Below are 25,572 nucleotides of genomic sequence, written 5' to 3'. Positions count from 1 at the left end.
TCGCAGGAGCAACATCTAGCATGTGCGGCATTGTCGGCATCGTCTCGCAGGAACCCGTTAACCAGCAGATCTACGACAGTCTGCTGTTGTTGCAGCATCGCGGGCAGGATTCGACCGGAATCGCTACCGCTGACGGCAGCCAGTTCCACATGGTGAAGTCGCGCGGGCAGGTGCGCGAGGCCTACCGCACTCGCGACATGCGCAGCCTGCTGGGCACCGTCGGCCTCGGCCACGTGCGCTACGCGACGAGTGGATCAGCATCGCGCGAAGAAGAGGCGCAGCCCTTCTACGTCAACGCACCCTACGGCATCATCTTGGTGCACAACGGAAATCTCACCAACACGCGCGAACTCAGCGCAGAGCTGTACAACGTGGATCGGCGCCACCTCAATACACACAGCGATACCGAGCTGTTGCTCAACGTGCTGGCCAACGAACTGCAGTCGAGCGTCACCGGCCTCTCCCTCGATTCCACGCACGTGTTTGACGCGGTTGAGCGCCTGCACGAGCGTGTCGAAGGTTCATACGCCACGATCGCCATCATCGCCGGGCATGGGCTGCTCGCGTTCCGCGATCCGCTGGGCATCCGCCCGCTGGTACTGGGCCGCCGCGATGGCGCAAAGGGTCGTGACGAGTGGGTCATCGCGTCAGAGTCGCTCGTGCTCGAGTCTGGCGGCTACGAGATCGTGCGCGACGTCGAGCCCGGCGAGGCGATCCTCATCGCTCCAGACGGCACCCTGTCCTCGCGACAGTATGCAAAGAATCCGCGTCTGCTCCCCTGCGCGTTCGAGTACATCTACCTGGCCCGGCCAGACTCGGTGATGAACGGCATCTCGGTCTACGACGCGCGCCTGCGTCTCGGTGATGTGCTCGCCGAACAGGTCGCGCTTGAGGTGCCGAATGGCAGCATCGACGTGGTCATGCCGATCCCGGACTCAGCCCGGCCGAGCGCCATGCAGGTGGCACAGAAACTCGGCATTGAGTATCGCGAAGGCTTCTTCAAGAACCGCTACGTGGGCCGCACATTCATCATGCCCGGCCAGGCCGTGCGCAAGAAGAGTGTGCGCCAGAAGCTCAACGCCATGAGCACCGAGTTCCGCGGAAAGAACGTCTTGATCGTCGATGATTCGATCGTGCGCGGCACGACCTCGCGCGAGATCGTCGAGATGGCCCGCACCGCCGGCGCTAACTCGGTGACCTTCGCCTCGGCCGCGCCTCCCGTGCTATTTCCGCACGTCTACGGCATCAATATGCCCACCCGTGCCGAACTCATCGCGCACGGACGGAGCATCGATCAGATCGCGGCCGAACTTGCCGCCGATCACCTCGTGTATCAGACGGTCGATGGAATGAATCGCGCCATTCTCGACGGGCAGACCGCGGTGAAGGAACTCGAGGAAAGCTGCTTCACCGGCGAGTACCTAGCTGGCAACGTCGACGAGGAATACCTTTCCTGGGTTGAGTCGACGCAGACAAGCTGATCCGGTGTGGCTCGCACGTTGAACGGCGGGCCACACAAAAATGCACAACGGCGTTCCGCCAAGATGAGCGGAACGCCGTTGTGCTTTGCGTGTCAGGACTTGTCTGAGCCCGGAGCTTCGGGGGCCTGCGGTGCCACGGGTGCCTGCGGTTCGGCGGGCGGTGCGGGCTCAGCGGGAGGCGCTGGATGCACCGGCGGCGTGGTGCTCTGGGCCGGAGCCTGGGGTGCCGCGGGAGCCTGGGGCGCTGACTGCGCATTCGCGGATCCTGATCCACCAGTGGAATTTTCGTCTCCGTCGCCCGATACCTCTTTCTTGAGGATCTTCATCGACTGACCGAGGCTCCGCGCGAGCGCCGGAAGCTTCGGAGCACCGAACAATAGCAAGACAATAAACAGGATGACCAGCAGCGTGGGGCCGCTTAGGTTACCGAACATGTGTGGATCGCTCCGATCGATCGAGGAATGTGTTTATCGTACGTCAGTGTGCACGGCAATCGCCGCACCCCGGTGTCGTTTGGCCACCTGGCCCAGCACGAGCGCCAGGATCGCCCCGACCGCGAGCCCGATTGCGGCACCGATGAGCGTCATGAAACCGGCGATTTGTGCAAGCTCGTAATCTGCATCCGGCGCGAGGGGGAAGAAGAGTGAGACCAGCGCAGCGATGACGGCGCCCAGAATCCCGGCACCAATAATGACGCGTCCGGTGCGCACCGACCGTTGCAGCCCGACCTCGATCTCGGTGCGGGTCTCAACTGGCTCGTAAGGAGCGGGTTTGTCGGCGGCCGCCAGGGGCGCGTCCGGTGCGTCTTCTGCGGTTGGCAGACCGATCTGCGGGGCTGCCTCTTCGTTACTCATGCGCACATTCTCGCAGTATCGGCTGGGTGCCCGCTTCACCGCTCGTCACCGGTATCACGGCTGTGCCGGGCGGATCAGCGGCAGAAGCGGCGCGATGTCGGCCCGCGCCCCCGACGCGATCACCCGCGCGGCATCGAGCGCCGCCTGCCACTCGAGCCCCCCGGTGGCCAGCGCGATCCACGTGTCTGGCTGCATCTCGACCACATTCGGAGGTGTGCCACGGGTGTGCCGCGGGCCCGCGACGCACTGGGTCGCACCAAACGGGGGCACCCGCACCTCGACGGAATTGCCGGGGGCACGCTCCGCGAGTTCTTCGAGCAGGTATCGCACCGCGGTGGCGACGGTCGTGCGCGAGTCCTCCCCCGTAAGCACCGCACGTAGCGCCCCTCGTCCGTCTGCCTCCGAGATCCTGCGTTTCGCCATGCCCACGACACTATCCTTAAGAGTGTGAAGATCCTTGTCTTGGGGCCAGGTGCCCGTGAACACGCCATTGTCCGTGCGCTACTTGCCGAGCAGGCGGGGCACGAAATCGTGTGCGCGCCCGGCAACGCCGGCATCTCCGCGGAGGGAGTCGAGACCCCCAGGCTCGACGCGAATGATCCCACCGCGGTCGCAAATTTCGTGGTGGATCGGGCCTTCGACCTCGTGGTCATCGGCCCCGAGGCCCCGCTCGTCGCGGGCGTGGCTGACCCGCTGCGTGAGCGTGGAATTCCCGTCTTTGGCCCGAGCAAGGCAGCCGCGCAGCTCGAGGGGTCGAAGGCGTTCGCCAAGCGCATCATGGCCGAGGCGGGGGTGCCCACCGGGCGGGCTTCGCGGGTCGCCTCGGTTCAGGACGCAGCGCCCGTGCTCGACGAGTTCGGCGCGCCGTACGTGGTGAAGGCAGATGGGCTCGCCGCGGGCAAAGGTGTGCTCGTCACTTCTGACCGTGATGCCGCACTCGCTCACGTCGCGACGTGGGCGCCGCATGGCGAGGTGCTCATCGAGGAATTCCTCGATGGCCAGGAGGTGTCGCTGTTCTTCTTCGCCGACGGCCACAACGTCGCACCGCTGAGCCCCGCGCAGGATTACAAGCGGATTTTTGACGGCGACGAGGGTCCGAACACCGGCGGAATGGGTGCCTACTCTCCACTTCCCTGGGTGGCCGACGATTTCGTCGCCCAGATTACCGAAACCGTGGCGCTGCCAACGGTGCGACAGCTCGAACACGAGGGCACCCCGTTCATCGGCCTGCTCTACTGCGGACTCATCGTGACCGCGCAGGGTGTGCGCGTCATCGAGTTCAACGCCCGCTTCGGCGACCCGGAGACGCAGGTCGTCCTCCCCCGCATGGTGTCGCCGCTGAGCGAGTACCTGCTCGCCGCGGCATCGGGCACGCTCTCGTCCCACCCCGCACCCGAGTTCTCGAATGAGGCGACCGTGGTCGTGGTCGTGGCGAGCGAGGGCTACCCGGGCGACGCCTCGACCGGTCGCCCCCTCACCGGGCTTGACGACTCTGGCCAGCTTGCCGAGCCGGTGACCGGCGCGCACCTGGTGCATGCGGCAACCGCGCGCGACGCCGAGGGCGGATGGGTCGCCACCGGCGGGCGCGTGCTCGGGGTCGTCGGTCGCGGGGCTTCCTTTGCCGAGGCGCGTGAGCACGCCTACGCCGGGGTGAATCGCATCGCCCTCGCCGGCGGCCAGCACCGCACCGATATCGCCCTTCGGGTGGTCGACGCATGAGCGCGCCCGCACTCGCCGGTTGGCGACACACCTACTCGGGCAAGGTGCGCGACCTGTACGAGCCAGAGACGGGCGACGGCACATTCCTCCTCGTTGTCGCGAGCGACCGCATCAGCGCCTTCGATCACGTGCTTGAACCGCCGATCTCTGGCAAGGGCACCCTGCTGACCGGGCTCTCGCGCTGGTGGTTCGACCAGCTCGACGTGCCCAACCACCTGGTCGATGCGGATGACGCGCGCCGCGGCGAACACGATGGCCCGGCAGCACCCCCGGTTCCCGACGAGGTGGGCGCGCGCGCGATGCTCACCCGCAAGCTCGAGATGTATCCCATCGAGTGCGTGGTGCGCGGCGCGCTCACCGGCTCGGGGTACGCAGAGTACCGAGAGACTGGTGCCGTCTGCGGTATCAAGTTGCCCGCAGGCATCACCGATGGTGACCTGCTCGATGAGCCGATCTACACCCCTGCATACAAGGCGCCGCTCGGCGAACACGACGAGAACATCACGTTCGAACGCAGCGCGGAACTTGTGGGCTCCGAGGTCGCCGCGCAATTGCGCGATGTCTCGCTCGCGACTTTCACCCGCGCACGTGAACTCGCCGCCGCGCGGGGTCTGGTGCTCGCCGACACAAAGTTCGAGTTCGGCCGCGACCCGCACACCGGCGAGCTGGTTCTCGCCGACGAGGTACTCACGAGCGATTCGAGCCGATATTGGGACTTGGCGGCGTACGAGTCGGGATCCACCCCCGCCGAGAAGATGGCGAGCTTCGACAAGCAGATCGTGCGTGACTGGCTGGCCGCACACTGGGACAAGACCGGGGAACCGCCGGTGCTGCCCCGCGAGATCGTGGATCGCACGCTCGGACGCTACGCCGAACTGTTCACGCGGTTGACCGGGAAGGTTCCTGCGACTTAACCTCCTCCGCCCCCCCAACTGCTGGCACTCCCAAAGCTCCCATAGGCCCTATGTCGGGCGCGAGTGGCTTCTTCCTGTCCCTCGAAAGAGCCGTTTGCGCCCAATCACGAGGGGCAGCAGGGTGAAGCGAGTGTGTCGGCGGCGAATTAGCGACGTCCCAACCCTTCCGTTTGGTTGAAGATTAAAGTATCATGGGGGGTAGCAGGAAAGGACAACATCCCATGAGCACACGACTCCAGACACCCACCTCGCAGGATCTCCTCCCCGGGGCGACCAGCATGGGCCCCGTAACCCTCGCGGTGAGCGACCTCGACCAGATGGTCGGCTTCTATCGCGGCGGGCTGGGGCTGCAGCTCCTCACGGAAGACAAGGGCACCGCCACCCTCGGATGCCAGGGCCGCCCGGTACTCGTGCTCGATCAAGACGGCACCCTCGCCCACGCCCCCGCCGGCGCAGCAGGTCTCTACCACACGGCATTTCTCTTCCCCGAGGCCGCAGAGCTTGCCTCGGTCGTCGCCTCGGTAGCGCGCCAGTACCCGGGCCAGTTCCAGGGCTCGAGCGATCACCTGGTCAGCGAGGCGTTTTACTTCGGCGACCCCGAGGGCAACGGCGTTGAACTCTACATCGACCGTCCGCGCGACCAGTGGCAGATCAGCCCGAACGGCGAGGTACAGATGGCGACCCTCGCCCTCGACCCGAATGCGTTCCTGCGCGCCCACCTCACCGAGGCGGGCGCGGAGGCGATTTCCGACACCCCCGCGGAGATCGGCCACGTGCACCTCAAGGTCGGCAGTATTTCCGCTGCACGTGAGTTCTACGTTGACACCGTCGGCTTCGAGGTGACCTTCGAGTTCGGCTCGCAGGCCCTCTTCGTGTCGGCCGGCGGCTACCACCACCACCTCGGCATGAACACGTGGGAGTCGCGCGGTGCCGGCGAACGCACCCCGGCCCTCGGGCTCGGCGAGGTCACCATCGCGTTGCCAGACACCGAGGCACAGCCCGCGCGCGACGCGCTCGGTGCGCTCAGCGACCGCCTCGCGTCACGCGGCATCGACCGCCAACTGCACGGCGACGAGCTCGTGTTCCTTGACCCCTGGCGCAACCGGGTGCGGGTTCTCGCTGCGTAGTCTTCCCCCACAGTGGATCGGGCGCCCGGGTTCTAAACGGAAGCGCAACACCTAAGGTGTGAGTTGTCTAGACCACCACCGAAGGGCTGCGCTTCCTTGTCCACACATTACCGCCACCTCACCCTTGACGACAGAATCGAGATTGAGAAACTCATCGGCCACGGCCATAACCGTGCGGAGATCGCACGCCACCTCGGCGTGCACCGCTCCACCATCACCCGCGAGATCAGGAAACGCTCGTGGCAGCCCGAACGAGACCACGGGAACCTGCGACCCTACCTGCGGAACAAACTCAACACCCGCAGCCCCCGCGACCGTCTGTATCTCGCGGGTCAAGCACAACTCCATGCCGACACGCGAAGGTCACGGTCGCATCAGCCCTACCGCATGACACACGACCCGCTCATTGATTGGGTGATCGGACACTTACGGCGGGGTTGGACCCCGGAAGAGATCAGCGGACGCCTCCCCATGGAGCACCCCAACGACCACCGCATGCGGGTGAGTACGGAAACGGTGTACGCCTGGATCTACTCGCCCGGCCAGCAGCACCGACAGCTCTGGCAGTATCTTGAGCGCGGGCAGAAGAAACGCCGCCGGCTCAAGGGCAGAAGCGTGCACACCGAACGGATCAAATATCGGGTCTCAATTCATGAACGCCCCACCGAGGTTGACACGCGTGAAGAGTTTGGGCATTGGGAATCCGATAGCGTGCTCGGCGCCCGTGGCACCGGGGCACTCCACACCACGATCGAACGTCGGTCGCGCTACTACACCGCGGTGAAGCTCCCTCACGCTGCGGCCGATCCCACCCTGCACGCCCAGCTGGGCATCTACCAGCAACTCCCGCCCCACGCGGTCCGGTCAGTTACCGCGGACAACGGGAGCGAGTTCGCGCACCACTACAAACTCGCCGACACGATCGGGGTGCCCACCTATTTCTGTGACCCCTACAGCGCCTACCAGCGTGGGAGTAACGAACACTTCAACCGGCGCATCCGCCGATACCTCCCAAAAGGCGAAAGCTTCACTGACCTTACCCAACGGGAACTGGACGAGTACGTGTGGGAGATTAATAACCGGCCCAGGAAGGTGCTCGGATGGGCGACCCCGGCAGAGGTGTTTCAAGAGTTATGCTCGGGGTGACTCACTGGGTGTTGCACTCCGAACTAAAATCCGGGGCGCCTCCGGCACCCTTCCCGGGCTTGTAGACTGGGAGAGGGTGCGCACGCACCCGATCCACTGTCGAGACTGTCGAGACGCGAAGACGGAGGCCCCGGTGCCCACGATTGTTGTTGATGTGATGCCGAAGGCCGAGTTGCTCGACCCGCAGGGCAAGGCGACCTCGGGTGCGCTGAAGCGCCTCGGGCACGCGAAGATTCATGATGTGCGCATCGGTAAGCGCTTCGAGCTCACCGTTGACGGCCCCATCACCGACGAGGTGAGGGCAGAGATCCGCGAACTCGCCGAGCACGTGCTGTCGAACGCGGTCATCGAAGACGTGGTGAACATCGACTTCGGCGCCAACGAGGCGGCCCAGTAATGGCACCCAAGTTCGGTGTCATCACCTTCCCGGGCTCGCTCGATGATCGCGACGCGCAGCGCGCCGTGCGTCTCGCGGGTGGCGAATCTGTGGCGCTGTGGCACGGCGACCACGACCTGCGCCAGGTCGATGCGATCATCTTGCCCGGAGGCTTCAGCTACGGCGACTACCTGCGCCCCGGCGCCATCGCGGCGGTCTCCCCCATCATGGCCGAGGTCATCGACGCCGCGAACGCGGGTATGCCCGTGCTCGGCATCTGCAACGGGTTTCAGGTGCTCGTTGAGGCACACCTGCTGCCCGGCGGCCTGATCCGCAATGCACACCAGCAGTTCATCCGTCGCGACCAGAAGCTGATCGTCGAAAACGCTGGGACGCACTGGACAAACGAGTTCGAGGTTGGCGAGGAGATCATCATCCCGCTCAAGAACGGCGACGGCGGCTACATCGCAAACGACGAAACGTTGAAGCGGCTCGAGGGTGAGGGGCTCATCGCGTTCCGGTACTCCGGGGTCAACCCGAACGGTTCGCTGAACGAGATCGCCGGGCTCACCAACGAGCGTGGCAACGTTGTTGGCTTGATGCCGCACCCTGAGCACGCGGTCGAGCCCGGATTTGGTCCAGACACTGCAGAGGCAATGCGTTCGGGCCTTGATGGGCTGCGCATCTTCACGAGCGCAATCCGCGCACTCGCCGCGCGCGTGTAGTTCGTTCGGGCCGGTCAGGCCTGCGGTCCGCGCAACGCTGAGAAGTCGGGCTGACCGTCGTGGCCGACCGGCAGCGGACGCCCGTCGGGGAAGGTGGGCCACGGCAATAACTGCTGCGACTGCACACTCACCTGCGCCTGCATCTGGTGAGACTGCGCCTGCTGCGACTGCTGCGCGGCGACCTGTGCCTGCCGCGCGCTCCTCGCCGCCTCGCGCTCGTTCGCACCATATGACCATCGGAGCAGCAGGGTAATCGCCAGGCCGAGTGCGGTCAGGAGCAACGATGCCACCGCGATGCGCCAGTACAGTTCGGGCACGACCACGTCGAAGACCTCGATCGCCACCGGCGCGGTGAAGAGGATGCCAGCCACCACGGCGAGCACGCTCGTGATGAAGGCGAAGCGCACGAGGGGCTCAGGACGCCCGTTACCCATCGAAATAAGCAATTGGCAGCACCCAATGACGGCGCGCACGACGGCGATGACCAGCAGCGACTTCCAGAAGATGTCCCAGCCCAGCCAGAAACCGAACGGGGTCATCCAGGTGACGATCAGTAGCAGCGCGAGGATGTAGGAGTTCGCGATCAGCGCCACCGGCGCGTACCAGTCGCTGCGCAGGTCGCGGCGGGTATCAATCGCGGTGAGAAGCACGAAGATCGCAAAGACCACGAAGGTCGCAAAGACCCGCTCGAACTTGCCCTCGAAATCCCCGATAAACAACAGCGAAATCGACGCAATAGACAGCGCAGCGAGCAAAATGATACTCACCTTGAGAAAAGTGGAGAGCCCCCGGTGCTGCACCGCCGCCTGGTAGGGCTGCGAGGTTCCCGCTGCTGGGTCTGCCAGACGAGGCGGCAGTTCAGTGGTCGGCTGCTCGGCGGCTGGCTGGGGATGAATCGGCGTAGTCATACCCCCAGTCTTGTGGGTGCGCCTGAGAAACGCCAGCACCCCGCCGCATTGCTTCCCCTAGCGCAGCGGAGTCTGTTGCGGTTGTGGCTTTGGCACGCCGGGCGATCCACGCACTCATTTGCGAAGGTAGGCTAGAGGGGTGACTGACACCACTGCCGCAGCGCCCGTTGAACCCCGCCCCGACACCGTCTCTGACGCGGCCTCGACGCCCGATCGCGTACAGCCGTTCGAAGCTCTCGGGCTGAAGGCCGACGAGTACGCGCAGATCCGCGAAATCCTGGGCCGTCGCCCGACCTCTGGCGAACTCGCCATGTACTCGGTGATGTGGTCGGAGCACTGCTCCTACAAGTCATCGAAGATCTACCTGCGCCAGTTCGGCCAGAAGGTCAATGACAAGATGCGCGAGCGCCTGCTCGTGGGCATGGGTGAGAACGCCGGCGTGATCGACGTGGGCGAGGGCTGGGCGGTGACCTTCAAGGTCGAGAGCCACAACCACCCGTCGTACATTGAGCCGTTCCAGGGTGCGGCGACCGGCGTCGGAGGCATCATCCGCGACATCATCTCGATGGGTGCGCGCCCGGTCGCGGTGATGGATCAGCTGCGCTTCGGCGACATCGACGACCCCGATACCGCGCGCGTGGTGCACGGCGTCGTCTCGGGCATCTCCTCCTACGCGAACTGCCTCGGCCTGCCGAACATCGGCGGCGAGACCGTGTTCGACGGCGTGTACCAGGCGAACCCGCTCGTGAACGCGCTCGGTGTCGGCGTGCTGCGGCACGAAGACTTGCACACAGCCAACGCGTCGGGCCTCGGCAACAAGGTCGTGCTCTTCGGCGCACGAACCGGCGGCGACGGCATCGGAGGCGCTTCGATCCTCGCCTCCGACAGCTTCAGCGAGGGCGGCCCGACCAAGCGCCCCGCAGTGCAGGTGGGCGACCCCTTCGCCGAGAAGGTGCTCATCGAGTGCTGTCTCGAGCTGTTCGCGGGAGATCTGGTTGAGGGAATCCAAGATCTCGGCGCGGCCGGCATCTCGTGCGCGACCTCCGAGCTCGCGGCCAACGGCGATGGCGGCATGTTCATCGAACTCGACAGCGTGCTGTTGCGCGACCCCACGCTCACCGCTGAGGAGATCCTCATGTCGGAGAGCCAGGAACGCATGATGGCGATCGTGAAGCCCGAGAAGCTTGAATCGTTCCTTGCGGTCACCGCAAAGTGGGACGTTGAGACGAGCGTGCTCGGCGAGGTTACCGACACCAACCGACTCATCATCAACTGGCGCGGAGAAGAGATCGTCAACGTCGATCCCTCGACCGTCGCCGTCGACGGCCCGGTGTACGAGCGTCCGGTCGCCTACCCCGCGTGGATCGACGCACTGCAGGCTGACTCGGCAGCTTCGCTGCCTCGGGCCGCGAACGACGATGAACTTCGCGCTCAGGTCATCGCGGTCGCCGCGTCACCCAATCAGGCCGATTTGTCGTGGATCACGAACCAGTACGACAAGTACGTCATGGGCAACACCGCGCTCTCCTTCCCCGACGGGGCGGGCATGATCCGCGTCGACGAGGAGACGGGCCTCGGCGTAGCGATTGCTACCGACGCAAACGGCCGCTACTGCCAGCTTGATCCCTACGCCGGCGCGCAGCTCGCGCTTGCCGAGGCCTACCGCAACGTGGCGACTTCGGGTGCCGTGCCGGCCGCGGTCACGGACTGCCTGAATTTTGGCAGCCCCGAGAACCCCGAAGTCATGTGGCAGTTCTCGCGTGCGGTTGAGGGCCTCTCCGATGCCTGCCTCGCGCTCGAGGTGCCCGTGACCGGCGGCAACGTTTCCTTCTACAACCAGACCGGCGACGTTCCGATTCACCCGACCCCCGTGGTCGGCGTACTCGGCATCATCGACGACGTGGCGCGCCGCGTGCCGAGCGGCTGGCAAGATGCGGGCGACCACCTGTACCTTCTCGGCACAACGCGCGATGAGCTGGACGGTTCGGCCTGGGCCGAGGCGATCCACGCACACCTCGGCGGACTGCCGCCTCAGGTCGATCTCGCGGGCGAGCGTAACCTCGCAGAGCTGCTGCACGCGGCCGCACTGGAGGGCCTGCTGTCGGCCGCGATCGACCTCTCAGATGGGGGTCTCGCGCAGGCGTTGACCGAGGGCTCGCTGCGCTTCGGCGTGGGCGTGCGCGTGTGGATCGACGAGATCTTGTCTCGCGACGGGGTCGACGCAACCGCGGCGCTCTTCTCGGAATCACAGGGACGCGTGCTGGTCTCGGTGCCACAGGAGGAGGACGTGAAGTTCCGCGGGCTGTGCGAGGGTCGCGGCTACCCGGCGTTGCGGATCGGCGTCACCGATGCCGTGGGGCAGGCGATCGAAGTGCAAGATCGCTTCGCCATTCCGCTCGCTGAGCTCGGTGCCGCACACCGCGACACGCTGCCGGCTCGCTTCGGAGCGATCATTGCCGAGGACACCTTCGACCTCCCGACCGACGCGGCTGCCAGGCGGGCAGCGCGAAGCGGTCTCGGCCGAGGGATCTCGGAGTAGCCGCAGGAGGAATAGCCGCAGGCGGCATCGCCTCGGGCGCATGCGCGCGCCCCGTTAGGATGCGAGCAGCGGTGCCACCTGACCGATAATCGCGGCGTGGAGTTCATCTCGTGGGAGCGAAGCGTCGAGCACGAGAAAGCGATCGGGGTCTGCCTCAGCGAGCCTGAGAAACCCCTCGCGCACCGCACGATGAAACTCGGCGGCTTCGGACTCAAGTCTGTCCGCGCGCTCCCCCGTGGCCTCGCGGCGCTTTTGAGCGAGTTCGGGCGTGACATCCAAGAGCACCGTCAGGTGCGGCCAGAGCCCCCCGGTCGCCCATTCGCTGATGCGACGAACCTCGGTGAGATCCAAGGGGCGACCGGCACCTTGGTACGCCAGTGACGAGTCAATGTAGCGATCCTGCACCACGGCAGCCCCGCGTTCAAGCGCCGGGCGCACGACCTTGGAAACGTGCTGGGCGCGATCCGCTGCATAGAGCAGCGCCTCGGCGCGGTCGTCGACGTGCTCGCCGTGCAGGAGAAGCTCGCGGAGCGATGCCCCAAGCATGGTTCCCCCGGGTTCGCGTGTCTGCACCACTTCCAGGCCACGCTCCCCGAGCCAACTCGCAAGCAACTCGGCCTGCGTCGTCTTCCCGGCTCCGTCTCCGCCTTCAAGGGTGATGAAGATGCCGCTCACTGCCGGTTCTCTTTTCGTGTCATCATCTCGAAAGTGGATCAGGCTTCAGCTGCAGCCGCGGCCTTCGCCGCCGCATTCGCCTTGCGCGTTTCGGCTGCCTTCTTCGCCGCGGCCGAACGGGCCGGATCCACTATTTTTGTGGTCGACGCTTTCTTGGCCGATGTCTTCTTCGCGGGAGCCTTTTTGGCGGCTGCCTTCTTCGCCGGGGCCTTGCGCTTCACCGGACCTTTCGCACGCTTAATCGCGAGCAACTCAACCGCGCGTTCGAAATTGATGTCGTCAACGCTGTCGCCCCGAGGAATCGTGGCGTTCGTTTCGCCGTCGGTGACGTAAGGCCCGAAGCGACCGTCCTTGACCTTGATGGGTTTCCCACTCACCGGGTCGGCGTCGAATTCTTTCAGGGCGCTAGAGGCTCGGCGCGCCCCGTACTTGGGTTGCGCGAACAGTTCTTGCGCTGCAGCTAGATCGACTGAGAATATTTCGTCCTCGCTGGTCAAGGACCGGGTATCGGTGCCCTTCTTCAGATACGGACCGTAGCGACCGTTTTGCGCCGTAATCTCGGCGCCAGACTCGGCGTCAATGCCCACGACGCGCGGCAGCCCGATGAGCGCCACCGCGGTGTCGAGATCGATCGTCGCTGGGTCCATGCTCTTGAAGAGGGACGCAGTGCGGGGCTTTTCGCCCTTCGGCAGCTCTTCTCCCTCATCGGGGAGTTCGGTGACGTAGGGGCCGAAACGACCGATCTTCGCGATGATGCGTTTCCCGGTCTCGGGGTGGAGCCCCACCACCCGATCTTCTGCGGGCTCCGCATCTGCAAGCTCGTGGGCCCGCTCGGTCGTGAGTTCGTCAGGTGCGAGCCCCTCGGGAATATTGACGCTACGCGGCTTGAGCGCCCCGTCTTCGCCCGCCTCGCACTTATCGTCGAATACCTCGAGATAGGGGCCGTACTTGCCGTTTCGCAACGAGATCGAGTCGTCAATGCGAATCGTGTTGATGGCCCGAGCGTCAATTTCACCCAGGTTGTCGACGACCCCTCGCAAGCCCGGATGATCGCCGTGGCCGTGGTAGAACTCGTTCAGCCACGTGCTTCGGTCGGCTTCTCCTGCGGCGATTCGGTCGAGGTCGCTCTCCATCTCGGCGGTGAAGTCGTAGCTGACGAGCGCAGAGAAGTGCTCCTCGAGGAGACGCACCACGGAGAATGCGATCCAACTCGGAACGAGGGCTTGCCCCTTCTTTGTGACGTACCCACGGTCGCTGATTGTGCCGATGATCGCGGCGTAGGTGGACGGCCGCCCGATGCCGAGTTCTTCCAGTCTCTTGGTGAGGCTCGCCTCGGTGAACCGGGGCGGCGGGCTGGTCTCGTGGCCCTTTGCTTCGGGTGCTACGACCCGCAGTTTCTGACCCTCGGAAAGCTGCGGCAGCGCCACGTTCTTCTCCGCCTCACCGCGCTTCTCGTCGCGCCCCTCCTCGTAGGCGAGGAGGAATCCCGGGAAGGTGATGACGGTGCCGCTGGCAGTAAATTCGGCCTCGGTCGGTGATGACTGACCCGGCTCGTCAAGCGCGACGCCAAGGGTGACCGTGTCGGTCGATCCCTTCGCGTCCGCCATTTGGCTCGCGACCGTGCGCTTCCAGATCAGATCGTAGAGTGCGAATTCGCCCTGGGTGAGCTTGCTCTTGAGCTCGCTCGGGCGCTGGAACGTGTCACCCGCTGGGCGAATCGCCTCGTGGGCTTCCTGTGCGCCCTTCGCCTTGCCCGTGTAGACACGCGGAGCGTCTGGCACGGTTTGGGCGCCATACAGCTCGGCCGCCTGCGAGCGGGCCGCCGCAATCGCCTGCTGCGACAGCGTGGGCGAATCCGTTCGCATGTAGGTGATATGCCCGTTTTCGTACAGAGACTGGGCAAACGACATCGTCTGGCGCGAGCTGTAACGAAGCTTGCGCGATGCCTCCTGCTGCAGCGTCGACGTGGTGAACGGTGCCGCGGGCCGACGAGTGTGCGGCTTGGTGTCGATCGAGATCACTCGAGCTTCGGTGCCCACAGCCAGGAGAGCCGCGAGTCGCTCGGCGCGCTCTTGCTGCAGCAGAATGACTCCCGCCGACTGTGCCTTCGGCTTCAACTCACCCACATCGGTGAAGTCACTTCCGGTGGCGAGACGCAACTGATCGAGTCTCACCAACCGCGCCTCAAACTCTGTGGAATCGGGGGCGTTCTCGTCGGGCTGGAACGCTGCCGTCAAATCCCAGTACGAGGCCGACACGAATGCACGCCGCTCGCGCTCACGATCCACGACGAGCCGTGTTGCCGCGGACTGCACGCGACCCGCGGAGAGCTTCGGAGCGACCTTGCGCCACAGCACCGGAGAGATGTCGTAGCCGTAGAGGCGATCGAGGATGCGTCGTGTCTCCTGGGCGTCTACCAGCGCAAGGTCGATGTCGCGGGTATTGGCTTTGGCCTGCTCGATGGCCTCTTTGGTGATCTCGTGAAACACCATCCGGCGAACGGGAACCTTCGGGCTCAGCACCTCGAGCAGGTGCCACGCGATGGCCTCACCCTCGCGGTCCTCATCCGTTGCGAGCCACAGCTCGTCTGCTCCCTTCAGGGCGCGCTTCAGTTCACTGACCGTCTTCTTCTTGTTCGCGTTGACGACGTAATAGGGCGCGAAGCCGTTCTCAACGTCAACCGCAAACTTTCCGAACGGACCCTTCTTGAGTTCGGTCGGCAGCTCCGAGGGCTCGGCAAGGTCTCGAATGTGTCCTACCGAGGCGATCACCTCGTAGCCGTCACCGAGGTACCCACCAATGGTCTTCGCTTTGGTGGGAGACTCGACAATCACGAGCTTCTTGGCCGCCACGGCTCTCCTTTATTCATGCGTACGTTACCTGCGCGCCGACACCGTTTGGTCGCACGCAAGAGGGTTCTGCTTCGACACGATACACACCACAGGATGAAAGTTCAGCCAGTCAAGCTCCGCCACGCGGTCTTCCGCGCATGTCCCAGCGATGCGTTCTCCCCTTACTCTATGCCCGGCGGCCCTGCACGTGCGCGGATCGCAACGAGCCCGAGCGCCGTGCTCGCCTGCGCGGCCACCGTCGCCACGCCCGTGTTGTCATCGACCGAACACTCCGAAAGCGAGACCGATGTCGCTGCAGCGACTTCGGCGGCGAGCGCACACGGGTCGGCGGAGATCCACCCACCGGCAGCGTCGGCCGCCGCGAGAGCCGCCGAATCGGCGGCCGCCGCGACCCGATGCCTCGTCTCGAGCGCACCTGCCCCGACGAGAATCGGAAGTCCGAGCGCGAGTGTTGTGGCGGCGCAGGCGATGAGGAGCGGTGCGCTCATCGCAGTTCGTGCACCGTCGCTGCGCTCGGCGCGGCCTCGGCCTCACTTCGCGCCGCACACCCGGAGGCTGAGATGCGCAGTGCGGCAAGCAGACCCGCCCCAGGCTGAGCGCTCAGCGCAACACAGTGCAGTGGACCGAGGCTTTGGCGGGTGACACTGACACCGGGCATGAGTTGCGACACTCGCAGTGATGCCCCTGCGGCATCACCCCGAGCTTCGAGCCTCGCAACGTCGCCCGCTGCCGAGGTCAGCGTCAGTTGCTGAGTCGCGATCAGTATCGACCCGATAATCATGACGAGCACGATCAGCACAGCTGGCAACACCACCACGAACTCGGCGGTCACCGAGCCACGGTCGGAGTCGTGATCACGGTCTCGAGATGTGGCCCACTTGGCCATCTCTCATCCTGCCGAGCCGAGTGCGTTCTGCACGAGGTCGACCAACATGGCGCGAATTTCGCCAGACCGCATAATGGCCACGAGAAGCCCGGCAAATGCGACTGCCGCCATGATGACGATCGCATACTCTGCCGTAACGGCGCCGCGCTCTTCTCGCAGAGGAGATGCCATGCGCCACCGCTCCACCCGTGAGACCTTGGAGCTCTGCAGCCAGCGCGCGCGGCGCTGACGGCTCGAACTGCTCGGGTGCGCAGAGCGCGGGTCCCTCTCCGGGGCCGGCGCGGATTCAGCCCGGGCGTTTCGCGCCGCCGCCGAATTGTCAATCACGAGGGTGAGTGAGGTGCTCATGTCGCTTCCTTTCAACGGGCACGGCCCCAGCGATTGCCGGTCACTCCATGGTGTCGGGCGAGAGGATGTGGTGCGGGCAGATTGTCGGTGCCACCCGAATCTGTGGAGAAGAGGCGGAGGCTCGGCACCTGTGCGCGGAGAACGAGCATGTGGGCTATTCCAGCACTCCGCCCAACACCGCGAGCAGCACGGGCATCACTCCGAGCAACACGAACGACGGCAGCACACAGACCGCGAGCGGCAGGAGCACCTGCACCCCGAGCCGCTCGGCGGCGCTTTCTAGGTCTGCCTGTGCTCGTGCTCGTGCGCCTTCGGCCTCCCTCAGCAGCATGGGCCCAACCGGGGTGCCGAGCGCTTCGGACTGAGTAAAGACGGCCGCAACGGGGCCGTCTCTGCGCAACCTGTCAAGCTGGACCCACTCAGCGCGCGCCGCGTCAGCACAGTCCGCCACGCGTCGCAGCGCGACCCACGGCGGGGAACCTCCACCGAGCGCGATCCACGCAAGCTCGCACTCGAGGCCCGCGACGCAGTCCACCCGCTCAAGGCTCGCTGTGAGCGCTCTCGCCCACCTGATTCCCAGCACCAGGAGACCCACTCCGAGGGAGACGAGGATCGCACCCAATGGGCTCAACACCACGGGGAGCGGGTCGAAACCGAGTAGGGCCCCCAAGACCAAGGCAACGACGGGGAGAGCCCCCACCAACCGAACAGTCGATCGCGGCCCCGCAAGCAACACCTCCCGCCGCTCGGAGACCCGTTCAAGCGCCCGAAGTGCATCGGCGAGTCGCTCCAACGCCGCAGCGAGGGGCGCACCACTCTCCTCGGCTAGTCGCCACGCTGACAGAATCACCCGCCATTCGGGGCCCTCAGGTTTCGGTGGCTTGATGCCGTCTGCGGCGAGTACGGCCCACACCCGACTACTCGGCACACCTCCGCGGAGCAGGGAGACCGCCCGCGTGAGTAGGCTCGCCGCAGAACACTGTTTCTCTGCGGCCGCAGCATCCTTCGCGCCTCCACGGGGTGCGCGAAGAGATTCGCGCGATCCACCTCGCAGAACTATCCGGCGCAGGCGGCTTCCTGTCTGAGCTAAGCGAGAGCGCATCATTCAGGGTCCAGACTCAGAAATGTCGTCTACTGCCAGGAGCCCCTCGCGCACGGCGAAGCGACCGATTGCCGACACCCGGTGCTCGCCCCCCGGGGAACGATCAAGGTGGACGACTGCGTGCAGCGCCGATGCTGCCTGCCTGGCGAGCGACTCTGGGCTGAGTGAGGCCATCGCACCCAACGCTTCGAGGCGAGCTGGCACATCTGCGAGCCGGCTCGCGTGAAGTGTCCCCGCCCCGCCATCGTGTCCGGTATTCAGAGCGGCGAGCAGCGTCGCAATTTCGGCCCCGCGACACTCACCGAGCACCAGACGGTCGGGCCGCATCCGAAGCGACTCCCGAAGGAGACGATCGAGGGGAAATTCCCCCACCCCCTCCGCATTTGACTGCCGAGCTTCCAGCGCGACATGGTGAGGATGCCGAAGCCTCAACTCGACAAGGTCTTCGATGGTCACGATGCGCTCGTGCGCGGGAGCGAGATCGAGCAGCGCCCCCAGCACCGTGGTCTTCCCGCTTCCTGTCCCGCCCGTTATGAGCAGGTTCTTGCGCTGGCTAACCGCGAGTCGCAGCCACCGATCGTGCATATCTGAACACAAGCCGCCCCGCACGAGCGCGTCGAAGCTGAGTGGCTCCAGCCGCGGCACGCGAACCGACACCACGGCTCCGTGCGCCGAGACCGGCGGCAAGACCGCATGCACTCTGATCCCGTCGCCGAGGCGCACGTTCGCGGCCGGATTCAGCTCGTCGAGATGTCGACCCCCGGCCGCGATCAGCGCCACGGCGAGCCGCCGCACGGTGTCGGGTGACACCTGCCAACTCTCCAAACGCTGCAGTGCTCCGCCCGCGTCGATCCAGAGCCGTCCAACCCCCGCGGAAACTTGGATCAGCACGTCTCGGAGCCCCGGCTCATCGATGAGCGGGAGGAGCCCGCCGAACGCTCGCCGCGCCTCGAGCGAGAGCGCGGCGGATCTCTTCTGTGGGCTCTCGGGTGGTGATCGAATGGGCGTGACGGGGGAAGATGTGTCGCTGAAGACCGGCATTGTCTCAGCCAATCAGCCTCTGGGCGCGTCAGCCTCCAGAGTTGGAATCTGTGGAAAAGTCAGGGAAACCTTGCCGGATTTCCACCCGGTGAGCGCACAATCAGCGCACGCAAACGCACCCAACCGGAGGTGATCCGCCCTCGGTAAGTTGCTACGAAGAGAAATATATTTTAAGCTTCGAGCACACGCACACCGGGGTGCGCTGCGCACACTGACGTGCAGGATCACAGAGATGGGATGACGGCTTCCATGACCGACATGACAGACCACGGCAAGATCGAAAGCCACTCGCTCGACGTCGAGACCTACCCACCGAGCGCCGAATTCAAGGCGCAAGCAAACCAGAATGATCCGGCCATCTATTGGAAGGCCGCCGAAGACCCCGAGGCGTACTGGGCGGATCAGGCGCGAAAGCTGCACTGGACCAAGCCATTCACCGACGTGCTCGACTGGTCAAATCCTCCCTTCGCGAAATGGTTCGCCGATGGCGAGCTGAACGTCACCGCGAACTGCCTCGACCGTCACGTCGCAAACGGCCTGGGCGACCGGGTCGCGATCCACTTCGAGGGTGAGCCGGGTGACACCCGCACGATTACCTACGGTGAACTCACCCACGAGGTGAAACGTGCCGCGAATATGCTCACAGCATTGGGCGTCGAAGCCGGCGACCGCGTCGCCATCTACATGCCGATGATCCCCGAGACCGTGATCGCCATGCTCGCGGTCGCCCGTCTCGGAGCGGCCCACTCGGTCGTCTTCGGCGGGTTCAGCGCCGAGAGCCTGCGTTCGCGGATCGACGACGCACAAGCCGAACTCATCATCACCGCCGACGGTGGCTACCGCAAAGGCCGAGTCTCCGCACTCAAGCCCACGGTCGACGATGCCCTCGCGCTCGCAGGCGACGGTCAGCCGCTGTCGGTGCAGAAGGTGCTGGTCGTGCAGCGCACCGGAAACGACATCGACATGCAGCAGGGCCGTGACCTGTGGTGGCACGAGGAGATCACCGCCTACGAGGGCGAGCACGAGCCCAAGGGATTCCCCGCCGAAAACCCGCTGTTTATCCTCTACACCTCCGGCACCACGGGCAAGCCCAAGGGCATCCTGCATACTTCTGGCGGCTACCTCACCCAGACGAGCACGACCCATCGCGACGTGTTCGATCTGAAGCCCGAAACCGACGTGTACTGGTGCACGGCCGATGTCGGGTGGATCACCGGCCACAGCTACGTCGTCTACGCGCCGCTCGCCAACGGTGCCACCCAGGTCATCTACGAGGGCACCCCTGACACCCCCGACTGGGGTCGCTGGTGGGAGATTGTGCAAAAGTACCGCGTCAGCATTCTGTACACCGCACCCACCGCGATCCGCTCGTTCATGAAGATCGGCCGCCAGGTGCCCGAGCAATACGACCTCTCAAGCATTCGCGTGCTGGGCAGCGTTGGCGAGCCGATCAACCCCGAGGCGTGGCGCTGGTACCACGAGGTCATCGGCGGCGGCAAGGCCCCGATCGTCGACACGTGGTGGCAGACCGAGACCGGGGCCATCATGATCGCCCAGCTGCCGGGACTCACTGCGGCAAAGCCGGGCAGCGCGCAGGTTCCGCAGCCGGGTATCTCGATCGATGTCGTTGACGATGGTGGCAACCGGGTGGATCGCGGCCAGGGCGGGCTACTCTCCGTCGCGCGCCCGTGGCCGAGCATGGTCCGCACCATTTGGGGGGATCCCGACCGCTTCGTCGACACCTACTGGTCAAAATTCGACGATCGCTACTTCGCGGGCGACGGCGCTCGGGTGGACGAGGACGGCGACCTCTGGCTTCTCGGCCGAGTCGACGACGTCATGAACGTGTCGGGGCATCGCCTGTCGACCGCCGAGATCGAGTCGGCACTCGTCGAGCATCATGCGGTCGCCGAGGCGGCCGTTGTGGGTGCCGATGACGAGACGACCGGCCAGGCCGTAGTGGCATTTGTGATCCTGAAGTCACAGCAGCAGCTGCTGACCGAAGACGATGCGGAGGCCGCGCTCAAGAAGCACGTCGCTGGAGCCATCGGTGCGATCGCCCGCCCGCGCCAGGTGTTCGTGGTGAACGAATTGCCGAAGACTCGCTCGGGCAAGATTATGCGGCGGCTACTCAAGGACGCGGCCGAGGGTCGTGACATCGGCGACACCACGACGCTCGCCGACACCTCGGTGATGCAGGTTATCTCGCAACGGGTGCGCAGCGAGCAGGCGGTGCGGTAGCCACGTCGGCAAGCAGAAGGGGGTGGATCACCGCGCGTGATCCACCCCCTTCTGCAGTGCAAAGGCTAGTCTTCGACCTCAAACACAAACTCAATCTCAACCGGCGCATCGAGCGGCAGCACGGCCACGCCCACAGCCGATCGCGCGTGGATGCCGATGTCACCAAACACGCGCCCCAGGAATACCGAGGCGCCGTTTGCGACCGTCGGTTGCCCGGTAAACGAGGGGTCAGACGCGACGAATGCGGTGACTTTCACCACCTGGCTGATCTTGTCAAGCGAACCGAGCACGCCACGTGCGGCGGCAAGACCGTTCAGAGCGCACTGGCGGGCAAGCTCCTCTGCCTGCTCGGCGGACACGAGACCCTCACCATCGCCAACTTTGCCCGTCACGGGCAGCGCACCGTCGACGAACGGCAGCTGACCGCTCGTGTAGACCAGGTTGCCCCGACGAAGTGCGGGCACATAGGCGGCCACGGGAGCTGCAACCACCGGCACTTCGTAGCCAAGCTCGCGGAGTCGATCTTCGATAACAGCCATGGATCAGGCCTTTCTCTTCATGTAGGCAACATTGCCGCCGACTGGGCCGGCGATGATCTGCACCAATTCCCAGCCTTGGCCTCCCCAGTTATTGAGGATCTGTGCCTCATTATGAAGCAGGAGAGGGGTCACGAAGTACTCCCAGCGCTGCGGTTCAATTTCCTGGCCTTCGCTCACGATGTCCTCCTGTGGATCTGGTTCAGGTGATGCCCGGCGCTCGGCGCCTGAGGTGCGCAGCGCACGAATTATCAGGTGCGTCGCATACGATTTATCCTATGGCCTCCCAGTCACCTCAATCATCGCGCGCGAAGCGCGGCAACCTGCGCACCGCAAAGCCTCGCACCGCTGGCGGTGCACTCGGCGGAATCCTCGGCATCATCGTCATGAGCGTGGTCGCTGGCATTCTCCTTACTGCTGCCGTCACCCCGGTCGTCGCACTTAGCGGCGCCGCAGCGAGTTCCGCCATCAGCATCTTCGAAGAACTCCCCAGTCACCTCAATCCAGGCCGCCTGGCTCTGCCGTCGACCATCTACGCCAAGCAGTCAGACGGCACGGAAGTCGAAATCGCGACGTTTTACGCCCAGGATCGCGAAATGGTGGGATGGGATCAGATCTCTCAGTACGTGAAGGATGCCGCTGTCGCGGAGGAAGATCCGCGGTTTTACACGCACGGCGGCGTTGACGTGCTAGCGACCAGTCGTGCGGTACTGCAGAACGTCGCCGGTCAGGGGTTTTCGGGGGCTTCGACTATCACGATGCAGTACGTGCGCAACGTATTGATTCAAGAGGCTGAGGCAATTTCCGACCCCGAAGAGAGCAAAACTGCGTACGAGGCAGCGATGAAGCAGTCAATTGACCGCAAACTGCAGGAAATGCGCTACGCGGTGAGTCTCGAGAAAGTTTATTCGAAAGACGAGATCCTGCTCGGGTACTTGAATATCGCCCTCTTCGGCCGCCAGATCTACGGTATCGAGTCGGCGGCTCAGTATTATTACGCCAAGTCAGCAGCTGATCTGACAATTGCAGAGGGCGCGAGCCTCGTAGCAATCGTCAACAATCCCTCGCGCTATCAGATCGACCTCCCCGAAAACATTCCGGCCAACCAGGAACGCCGCGACAAGATCATCGGCTCCATGCTTCGCGAGGGCCGCATCACACAGGCGCAGCACGACGAAGCGGTGGCGACTCCGGTAACACCTGTCATCACCCCTCGCGCCTCTGGTTGTGCCGTCGCAGAGAACATTGGGCTGGGGCACTTCTGCAACTATGTTCAGCTCTATATTCAGAACGACCCGAGCTTCGGCAGCACCGGTGAAGAGCGCAACTTCAACTTTCTGCGCGGCGGGTACAAGATCATGACCACGATTGACCTTGACATGCAGGCCGCGGGCTTGGCTGCGGTGCAGTCGGTGGTTCCGGCCCAAATGGACGGTATTGACATCGGGTCGGCGAGTTCGAGCGTCGAGGTCGGCACCGGTCGCGTGCTTGCGATGGTGCAGAATCGTCCGTTTAGCAACGACCCAGCGGTGCTCGAAGCGAATCCCGGATATACCAGCATCAATTACAACACCGATTTCGAGTACGGCGGATCGAGCGGGTTCCAGGTCGGCTCGACCTTCAAGCCCATCACCCTGGCCGAGTGGCTCCGCACTGGCCACTCGGTACGCGACATTGTGAACGCGAACGGCCGAACCGTTCAGGAAAGTTCTTTCAGGGCCGAGTGTCTGGGCGGCATTTACGGCACTGGTTCCTTCAAGTTTCAGAACGACCAGGGCACTCAGCGGGGCAACCAGTCGGTGCTGAACGTGATTGCCCAGTCCATCAACGGCGGCATTGTCTCTATGCAGCAGAAAATGGATCTGTGCGAGACGTTCGAGACCGCAAAGAACCTCGGCATCCATCGGGCGAGCCCACAGACCCTGCCTGGGCTCACGAACACCGGGACGACGGATCTCACCATTGTTCCCTCGAACGTGTACGGCGGCATCGACGAGATCGCCCCGATCACGATGGCGGGCGCATTTGCGGCATTTGCTGGCGGCGGCCAGGTTTGCACGCCGGTACCCATTGACTCGATCACCGGGCCGGAGGGTGAAGAGGTCCTCTTCACCAAGAGCAAGTGCCAGAGCGGCATCTCCCCTGAGGTTGCGGCCGGCGTCTCCTATGCCCTCGAGTACACGGTAAATAGTGGTCTCGCCACTCACGCGCGCTCGGCGATCGGCGTTCCCCACCTTGCTAAGACCGGCACGACCGACAACGTCGTAGACAACTGGACGGTGGGATCGAGCACCCGGGTTGCGACCGCGACGTGGGTGGGCAACGTCACCGGCAAGGTATCAACAATGCTGTTCGGACGCTTCACGGGCATCATGGTCGCTGACCAGACCATCTGGCCCGCGATCATGAACGTAGCGGATTCGAAGTACGGCGGTGAGGCATTCCCAGCACCCCCTCAGTCGGCGCTCAAGGTGACGACCTCCCAGGTACCCGAGGTGCGGGGAAAGACATTCGAAGAGGCACAACAGCTGCTGACCTCGGCCGGGTTTGACGTGACAGATGGGGGCGAGCAAGATTCCTCGGTGCCCGCTGGCTTTGTGTCAGCGACAAACCCAGGCGGTGGTGCGGAAACGATCGCTGGTTCCACGATTACGGTGTATCGAAGCAATGGGAGCATGTCGACGATTCCTGAAATCCCCGCTGGCAGCACAGGCGATGCGGCCCGGGCAACCCTGCAGACCGCAGGGTTCTCGGATGTCTCCCTGCGCTGCGACACCGGCAATACCGGCAACCCTGGCAGCAAACCCTTCGTATCGGTTGATCCGGGCGTGGGCACCGAAGCGAAGCGCGACAACCAGGTGCGTATTACGGTCAACTGTTCATGAGTGGTCGTGCTGGCTCGTCTGAAGCCCACCTGAGAGTGCGTCAGGCCTCGGGCGGCGGTGGCAGCAAGGCCGCCGCTGCCCTCGGCCTGGCCGTGGGTGCGGTCGCCCTCTGGGCGACCGCCGTCGAACCGCAGCTATTCACCCTGAGGCGTCACACGGTTGCGCTTCTCCCCGCCGGGCACGCTCCCCTGCGCGTGCTACAGCTGTCTGACCTGCATCTCGCGCCCTGGCAACACCGCAAGATCAACTGGGTGAGAAGCCTTGCCGAGTTGCGGCCAGACCTCGTGGTGCTCACCGGCGACCAGATGGGTCATCGAGGAGCCCGTGGACCACTGCTGCACGCCCTCCAAACATTGTCCGAGGCGGGGATCCCCGGTGTCTTCGTACACGGCTCGAACGACTACTACAGCCCCATTGTGAAGAACCCACTAAAGTACCTGCGGGCGCCAAGCCGCAAGGGTTCACGCACCCCAGACATCGACACAGCAGCGTTGACCCGGGGCCTGACCGATGACCTGGGGTTTGTGAACCTCAACAACGCGGCCACGTCGCTCACGCTACGCGGCACCACGTTCGAGGTTTTCGGACTCGGCGATCCGCACATTGGCTACAACGACGCGGCGAAAATGCACGCGTCGCTCGCCGCGCTGCGTGACGTCGGCGGCGCGGGCGCGACAGCAGTAGGTGAAGCAGACGCCTCAGATTCCCCGGGTTCACCAGTGCCCTCAGAGCAACCGCGGCTCGGAGTGGTGCATGCTCCCTACCAGGCCGCTCTCAACGATCTACTCGACGAGGGTGCTGACTTCATTTTCGCGGGCCACACGCACGGCGGTCAGGTTCGCATGCCGGGGGTGGGAGCTCTCACCACCAACTGCGATCTCCCTACCGAGCAGGCACGCGGCCTGAGCGTCTGGTACGACGCGGAGCGGGCGGCGTTCCTGAACGTCAGCGCCGGGCTCGGCGCTTCGATCTATTCACCGATTCGATTCGCATGCCGGCCGGAGGCCTCACTCATCACACTGGAAGCCGTGCGCGACTAGCGCTTCGTCACAGCCCTGCCCCTCGCACAGCCGTGCGCTGTTCGCCCGTGTGCCGCTCGCGCACCGGCACCCTGTGCTCGTGCTGCCCTGCCACTTGCTCAGCCTCGAGTGGGCACGTATGGTGGCTTCCGGACTCGCGAACCAACCATTCACGCCCACTCGAAAACACGCCACTCG

At 64.7% G+C, this 25,572-nt stretch carries 24 protein-coding genes; 11 read left to right on the top strand and 13 right to left on the bottom strand.

Translation table 11 applies throughout. The annotated features are described in order from the left end of the window. Window positions 1-20 precede the first annotated feature (20 nt). Complete coding sequence (gene purF, locus ACTNFK_RS03095; protein ID WP_435937736.1) at window positions 21-1,481, top strand: amidophosphoribosyltransferase; 1,461 nt, start codon at window positions 21-23, stop codon at window positions 1,479-1,481. 92 nt (window positions 1,482-1,573) lie between these two features. On the opposite strand, the gene tatA is transcribed toward purF, so the two are convergent. The 3 genes from tatA to ACTNFK_RS03080 are packed head-to-tail and all read right to left on the bottom strand — an operon-like array spanning window position 1,574 to window position 2,758. Beyond that, window positions 1,574-1,915, bottom strand: a complete 342-nt coding sequence (tatA, locus tag ACTNFK_RS03090) for a twin-arginine translocase TatA/TatE family subunit (RefSeq protein ID WP_435937737.1) — start codon at window positions 1,913-1,915, stop codon at window positions 1,574-1,576. 33 nt (window positions 1,916-1,948) lie between these two features. Next, on the bottom strand, window positions 1,949-2,335 hold the full coding sequence (locus ACTNFK_RS03085) for an MFS transporter (protein ID WP_435937738.1): 387 nt from the start codon (window positions 2,333-2,335) through the stop codon (window positions 1,949-1,951). 54 nt (window positions 2,336-2,389) lie between these two features. Further along, window positions 2,390-2,758 (bottom strand): sterol carrier family protein, encoded by a 369-nt coding sequence (locus tag ACTNFK_RS03080; protein ID WP_435937739.1) that lies wholly within the window; start codon window positions 2,756-2,758, stop codon window positions 2,390-2,392. A 24-nt stretch (window positions 2,759-2,782) separates the two neighbouring features. On the opposite strand from ACTNFK_RS03080, the gene purD reads away from it, so the two are divergent. The 6 genes from purD to purQ all read left to right on the top strand — a co-directional run bounded on the left by purD (window position 2,783) and on the right by purQ (window position 8,342). Beyond that, window positions 2,783-4,054, top strand: coding sequence for a phosphoribosylamine--glycine ligase (gene purD, locus ACTNFK_RS03075; RefSeq protein WP_435937740.1), 1,272 nt, complete (start codon window positions 2,783-2,785; stop codon window positions 4,052-4,054). After that, complete coding sequence (locus tag ACTNFK_RS03070; protein WP_435937741.1) at window positions 4,051-4,968, top strand: phosphoribosylaminoimidazolesuccinocarboxamide synthase; 918 nt, start codon at window positions 4,051-4,053, stop codon at window positions 4,966-4,968. The genes purD and ACTNFK_RS03070 overlap by 4 nt, the downstream gene beginning before the upstream one ends. 221 nt (window positions 4,969-5,189) lie before the next feature. Further along, entirely contained in the window at window positions 5,190-6,095 is a 906-nt protein-coding gene (locus ACTNFK_RS03065; protein WP_435937742.1) for a VOC family protein, read from the top strand. A gap of 96 nt (window positions 6,096-6,191) precedes the next feature. Beyond that, window positions 6,192-7,241 (top strand): IS30 family transposase, encoded by a 1,050-nt coding sequence (locus tag ACTNFK_RS03060; protein WP_435936165.1) that lies wholly within the window; start codon window positions 6,192-6,194, stop codon window positions 7,239-7,241. 133 nt (window positions 7,242-7,374) lie between these two features. Continuing rightward, on the top strand, window positions 7,375-7,638 hold the full coding sequence (purS, locus tag ACTNFK_RS03055) for a phosphoribosylformylglycinamidine synthase subunit PurS (protein ID WP_435936174.1): 264 nt from the start codon (window positions 7,375-7,377) through the stop codon (window positions 7,636-7,638). Then, window positions 7,638-8,342, top strand: a complete 705-nt coding sequence (gene purQ, locus ACTNFK_RS03050) for a phosphoribosylformylglycinamidine synthase subunit PurQ (protein ID WP_435936164.1) — start codon at window positions 7,638-7,640, stop codon at window positions 8,340-8,342. The genes purS and purQ overlap by 1 nt, the downstream gene beginning before the upstream one ends. Window positions 8,343-8,356: 14 nt before the next feature. On the opposite strand, the gene ACTNFK_RS03045 is transcribed toward purQ, so the two are convergent. Continuing rightward, window positions 8,357-9,250 carry a hypothetical protein gene (locus tag ACTNFK_RS03045; RefSeq protein WP_435936163.1) on the bottom strand — a complete coding sequence of 298 codons (894 nt, stop codon included), beginning with the start codon at window positions 9,248-9,250 and terminating at the stop codon, window positions 8,357-8,359. A gap of 139 nt (window positions 9,251-9,389) precedes the next feature. Here ACTNFK_RS03045 and purL point away from each other — a divergent pair, with 139 nt between their 5' ends. After that, on the top strand, window positions 9,390-11,789 hold the full coding sequence (purL, locus tag ACTNFK_RS03040) for a phosphoribosylformylglycinamidine synthase subunit PurL (protein WP_435936162.1): 2,400 nt from the start codon (window positions 9,390-9,392) through the stop codon (window positions 11,787-11,789). A 54-nt stretch (window positions 11,790-11,843) separates the two neighbouring features. On the opposite strand, the gene tmk is transcribed toward purL, so the two are convergent. The 7 genes from tmk to ACTNFK_RS03005 all read right to left on the bottom strand — a co-directional run bounded on the left by tmk (window position 11,844) and on the right by ACTNFK_RS03005 (window position 18,693). Continuing rightward, on the bottom strand, window positions 11,844-12,464 hold the full coding sequence (gene tmk, locus ACTNFK_RS03035) for a dTMP kinase (protein WP_435936161.1): 621 nt from the start codon (window positions 12,462-12,464) through the stop codon (window positions 11,844-11,846). Between the two features lie 38 nt (window positions 12,465-12,502). Continuing rightward, window positions 12,503-15,316 carry a type I DNA topoisomerase gene (gene topA, locus ACTNFK_RS03030; RefSeq protein ID WP_435936160.1) on the bottom strand — a complete coding sequence of 938 codons (2,814 nt, stop codon included), beginning with the start codon at window positions 15,314-15,316 and terminating at the stop codon, window positions 12,503-12,505. A 161-nt stretch (window positions 15,317-15,477) separates the two neighbouring features. Then, a complete protein-coding gene (locus ACTNFK_RS03025; protein WP_435936159.1) occupies window positions 15,478-15,804 on the bottom strand; it encodes an Rv3654c family TadE-like protein in 327 nt (108 codons plus the stop codon). After that, window positions 15,801-16,202: a TadE family type IV pilus minor pilin gene (locus ACTNFK_RS03020; RefSeq protein ID WP_435936158.1), complete on the bottom strand. Its 402-nt coding sequence runs from the start codon at window positions 16,200-16,202 to the stop codon at window positions 15,801-15,803. The genes ACTNFK_RS03025 and ACTNFK_RS03020 overlap by 4 nt, the downstream gene beginning before the upstream one ends. Window positions 16,203-16,205: 3 nt before the next feature. Continuing rightward, the gene (locus tag ACTNFK_RS03015) at window positions 16,206-16,550 is read right to left on the bottom strand and encodes a DUF4244 domain-containing protein (protein WP_433646740.1); all 345 of its coding nucleotides are present in this window, start codon (window positions 16,548-16,550) and stop codon (window positions 16,206-16,208) included. A 154-nt stretch (window positions 16,551-16,704) separates the two neighbouring features. Beyond that, window positions 16,705-17,463, bottom strand: coding sequence for a type II secretion system F family protein (locus tag ACTNFK_RS03010; protein WP_445117190.1), 759 nt, complete (start codon window positions 17,461-17,463; stop codon window positions 16,705-16,707). Between the two features lie 192 nt (window positions 17,464-17,655). Next, entirely contained in the window at window positions 17,656-18,693 is a 1,038-nt protein-coding gene (locus tag ACTNFK_RS03005) for a TadA family conjugal transfer-associated ATPase (protein WP_435936156.1), read from the bottom strand. A gap of 249 nt (window positions 18,694-18,942) precedes the next feature. Here ACTNFK_RS03005 and acs point away from each other — a divergent pair, with 249 nt between their 5' ends. Beyond that, window positions 18,943-20,934 carry an acetate--CoA ligase gene (acs, locus tag ACTNFK_RS03000; protein WP_435936155.1) on the top strand — a complete coding sequence of 664 codons (1,992 nt, stop codon included), beginning with the start codon at window positions 18,943-18,945 and terminating at the stop codon, window positions 20,932-20,934. A 65-nt stretch (window positions 20,935-20,999) separates the two neighbouring features. On the opposite strand, the gene ACTNFK_RS02995 is transcribed toward acs, so the two are convergent. Beyond that, the gene (locus ACTNFK_RS02995; RefSeq protein ID WP_433646746.1) at window positions 21,000-21,473 is read right to left on the bottom strand and encodes a RidA family protein; all 474 of its coding nucleotides are present in this window, start codon (window positions 21,471-21,473) and stop codon (window positions 21,000-21,002) included. 3 nt (window positions 21,474-21,476) lie between these two features. Further along, the gene (locus ACTNFK_RS02990) at window positions 21,477-21,650 is read right to left on the bottom strand and encodes a DUF4177 domain-containing protein (protein ID WP_435936154.1); all 174 of its coding nucleotides are present in this window, start codon (window positions 21,648-21,650) and stop codon (window positions 21,477-21,479) included. 98 nt (window positions 21,651-21,748) lie between these two features. Here ACTNFK_RS02990 and ACTNFK_RS02985 point away from each other — a divergent pair, with 98 nt between their 5' ends. Together ACTNFK_RS02985 and ACTNFK_RS02980 are read left to right on the top strand one after the other, a co-directional pair. Next, the gene (locus tag ACTNFK_RS02985; protein WP_435936153.1) at window positions 21,749-24,355 is read left to right on the top strand and encodes a transglycosylase domain-containing protein; all 2,607 of its coding nucleotides are present in this window, start codon (window positions 21,749-21,751) and stop codon (window positions 24,353-24,355) included. Next, the gene (locus tag ACTNFK_RS02980) at window positions 24,352-25,395 is read left to right on the top strand and encodes a metallophosphoesterase (RefSeq protein WP_433646749.1); all 1,044 of its coding nucleotides are present in this window, start codon (window positions 24,352-24,354) and stop codon (window positions 25,393-25,395) included. Before ACTNFK_RS02985 ends, ACTNFK_RS02980 begins: the two co-directional genes overlap by 4 nt. Window positions 25,396-25,572 lie beyond the last annotated feature (177 nt).

It is taken from the genome of Leucobacter fengyongliangi, assembly GCF_052386045.1.
This window is presented reverse-complemented; position numbering and strand designations above follow the sequence as displayed.

Coding starts and splice junctions, on each gene's coding strand:
- ACTNFK_RS02980 (WP_433646749.1), top strand. CDS start 24,352: ATGAGTGGTCGTGCTGGCTCGTCTGAAGCCCACCTGAGAGTGCGTCAG.
- ACTNFK_RS03005 (WP_435936156.1), bottom strand. CDS start 18,693: ATGCCGGTCTTCAGCGACACATCTTCCCCCGTCACGCCCATTCGATCA.
- purF (WP_435937736.1), top strand. CDS start 21: ATGTGCGGCATTGTCGGCATCGTCTCGCAGGAACCCGTTAACCAGCAG.
- purQ (WP_435936164.1), top strand. CDS start 7,638: ATGGCACCCAAGTTCGGTGTCATCACCTTCCCGGGCTCGCTCGATGAT.
- ACTNFK_RS03065 (WP_435937742.1), top strand. CDS start 5,190: ATGAGCACACGACTCCAGACACCCACCTCGCAGGATCTCCTCCCCGGG.
- ACTNFK_RS02995 (WP_433646746.1), bottom strand. CDS start 21,473: ATGGCTGTTATCGAAGATCGACTCCGCGAGCTTGGCTACGAAGTGCCG.
- ACTNFK_RS03070 (WP_435937741.1), top strand. CDS start 4,051: ATGAGCGCGCCCGCACTCGCCGGTTGGCGACACACCTACTCGGGCAAG.
- ACTNFK_RS03080 (WP_435937739.1), bottom strand. CDS start 2,758: ATGGCGAAACGCAGGATCTCGGAGGCAGACGGACGAGGGGCGCTACGT.
- ACTNFK_RS03015 (WP_433646740.1), bottom strand. CDS start 16,550: ATGAGCACCTCACTCACCCTCGTGATTGACAATTCGGCGGCGGCGCGA.
- ACTNFK_RS03025 (WP_435936159.1), bottom strand. CDS start 15,804: ATGAGCGCACCGCTCCTCATCGCCTGCGCCGCCACAACACTCGCGCTC.
- tatA (WP_435937737.1), bottom strand. CDS start 1,915: ATGTTCGGTAACCTAAGCGGCCCCACGCTGCTGGTCATCCTGTTTATT.
- ACTNFK_RS03020 (WP_435936158.1), bottom strand. CDS start 16,202: ATGGCCAAGTGGGCCACATCTCGAGACCGTGATCACGACTCCGACCGT.
- ACTNFK_RS03045 (WP_435936163.1), bottom strand. CDS start 9,250: ATGACTACGCCGATTCATCCCCAGCCAGCCGCCGAGCAGCCGACCACT.
- acs (WP_435936155.1), top strand. CDS start 18,943: ATGACCGACATGACAGACCACGGCAAGATCGAAAGCCACTCGCTCGAC.
- ACTNFK_RS03085 (WP_435937738.1), bottom strand. CDS start 2,335: ATGAGTAACGAAGAGGCAGCCCCGCAGATCGGTCTGCCAACCGCAGAA.
- ACTNFK_RS02985 (WP_435936153.1), top strand. CDS start 21,749: ATGGCCTCCCAGTCACCTCAATCATCGCGCGCGAAGCGCGGCAACCTG.